This is a genomic window from Streptomyces sp. MK37H, from assembly GCF_018035285.1.
Lineage (GTDB): Bacteria > Actinomycetota > Actinomycetes > Streptomycetales > Streptomycetaceae > Streptomyces > Streptomyces endocoffeicus.
Genome location: NZ_JAAAYH010000868.1, coordinates 1 through 1,297, shown reverse-complemented (window position 1 = coordinate 1,297; position 1,297 = coordinate 1). Strand labels below are relative to the sequence as shown.

2 protein-coding genes are annotated in these 1,297 nt (G+C 71.6%); one reads left to right on the top strand and one right to left on the bottom strand.

Annotation, left to right across the window (positions count from 1 at the left end):
- Positions 1–203 precede the first annotated feature (203 nt).
- A complete protein-coding gene (locus tag GWI24_RS44500; protein ID WP_210951681.1) occupies positions 204–707 on the bottom strand; it encodes a metallophosphoesterase in 504 nt (167 codons plus the stop codon).
- A 96-nt stretch (positions 708–803) separates the two neighbouring features.
- On the opposite strand from GWI24_RS44500, the gene GWI24_RS44495 reads away from it, so the two are divergent.
- On the top strand, positions 804–1,297 hold a 494-nt coding region (locus tag GWI24_RS44495; RefSeq protein ID WP_308344299.1), incomplete at its 3' end, for a tyrosine-type recombinase/integrase.

The following is a 1,297-nucleotide window of genomic DNA, read 5'->3' as shown; positions in this document are numbered from 1 at the left end:
AACACGGTCGCGGCCACCGCCGCGAGCGCCCATCGCCATGCGGATCCACCACTTGCCGCCGTCATCACTCACTCCTCGGCACCCCAAAAGGACAGGTCGGATACCGGGGCTGAAGAGTGAGACGAGCGAGTTCGGAAGGAAACGGGCGCAGACGCGGCCAGCTCGCCCGGGGAACGGCGATACGCCTGGGGAACGGCGATCGGTCAGTGGCGGGGCGGCAGCCGGTGCAGCTCCACGGCGGTCAGCCGCCCGGCCTCGATCGCGGCCGTCATATACGTACAGTACGGCTGCCGGCGCCGGTCGGTGGGGGAGCCGGGGTTGAGCAGCCGCAGCCGCCCCTCGGCCGTGGTGTCCCAAGGGATGTGGCTGTGGCCGAACACCAGCACATCGAGGTCGGGGAACCGCTCGGCGCAGCGCCGCTCCCGCCCCTTCGACTGGCCGGTCTCGTGGACCACGCCCAGCCGCACCCCCGCCAGCTCGGCCTGGGCCACTTCGGGCAGCCGCGCCCGCAGCTCGGGCCCGTCGTTGTTGCCGTACACCCCGATCAGCCTTCGCGAGCGCTCCTCGAGCAGATCGAGGGTGGCGAGGTCGACCCAGTCGCCCGCGTGGACCACCACATCGGCGTCCGGCAGCCGCTCCAGCAGCTCCCCGGGAAGCGCCTTGGCGCGCCGGGGCAGATGGGTGTCGGACATCAACAGAAGGCGCACACGGACGACCGTACCGCCGCGCATCCCTTGACGCGGACATCGAGGGAATAAATAGTGTGCCAAGCGGCTCGGTCGGGAAGCTTTCAGGGGGTAGCGGTGGCAGCGCGGACGGCGAAGGAGACGGCACCGGACCGCTATCCGCGGCCGGTGGTCACGACGGCGGAGGCGGAGTGGATCTGGCGCCGGCTGTCGGTGGAGGCGATGGAGGACGGCGCGAAGCCGGAGACCGTACGGCTCGCCGTGGTGGTGGGCCTGGCGCGGGCCAGCGGCGCCCGGTACGGCGGGCTGCTGCGCTGCACCTTGTCGGCGCTGGACCTGGACTCCGGATGGGTGACCATCGAGCACGGCAAACACCGCGTTCCACGCCGGCACGGCCTGGACCGCGGCACCGTGCTGGTGCTGCGCCGCTGGCTACGGGTGCGTCAGGAACTCTGCGCCGAGCTGGAGGGGTCGGTGCCGGACGCGCTGCTGCTGACGGTGCACCACACCCATGACAACGGCGTGACCGTGGCCGCCGGGCTGCCCATCACCCGGCAGGGTCTGGTGCTCTCCTGGCGCCGGTTCGTCCACCGTACGAACGCCCGCTACGC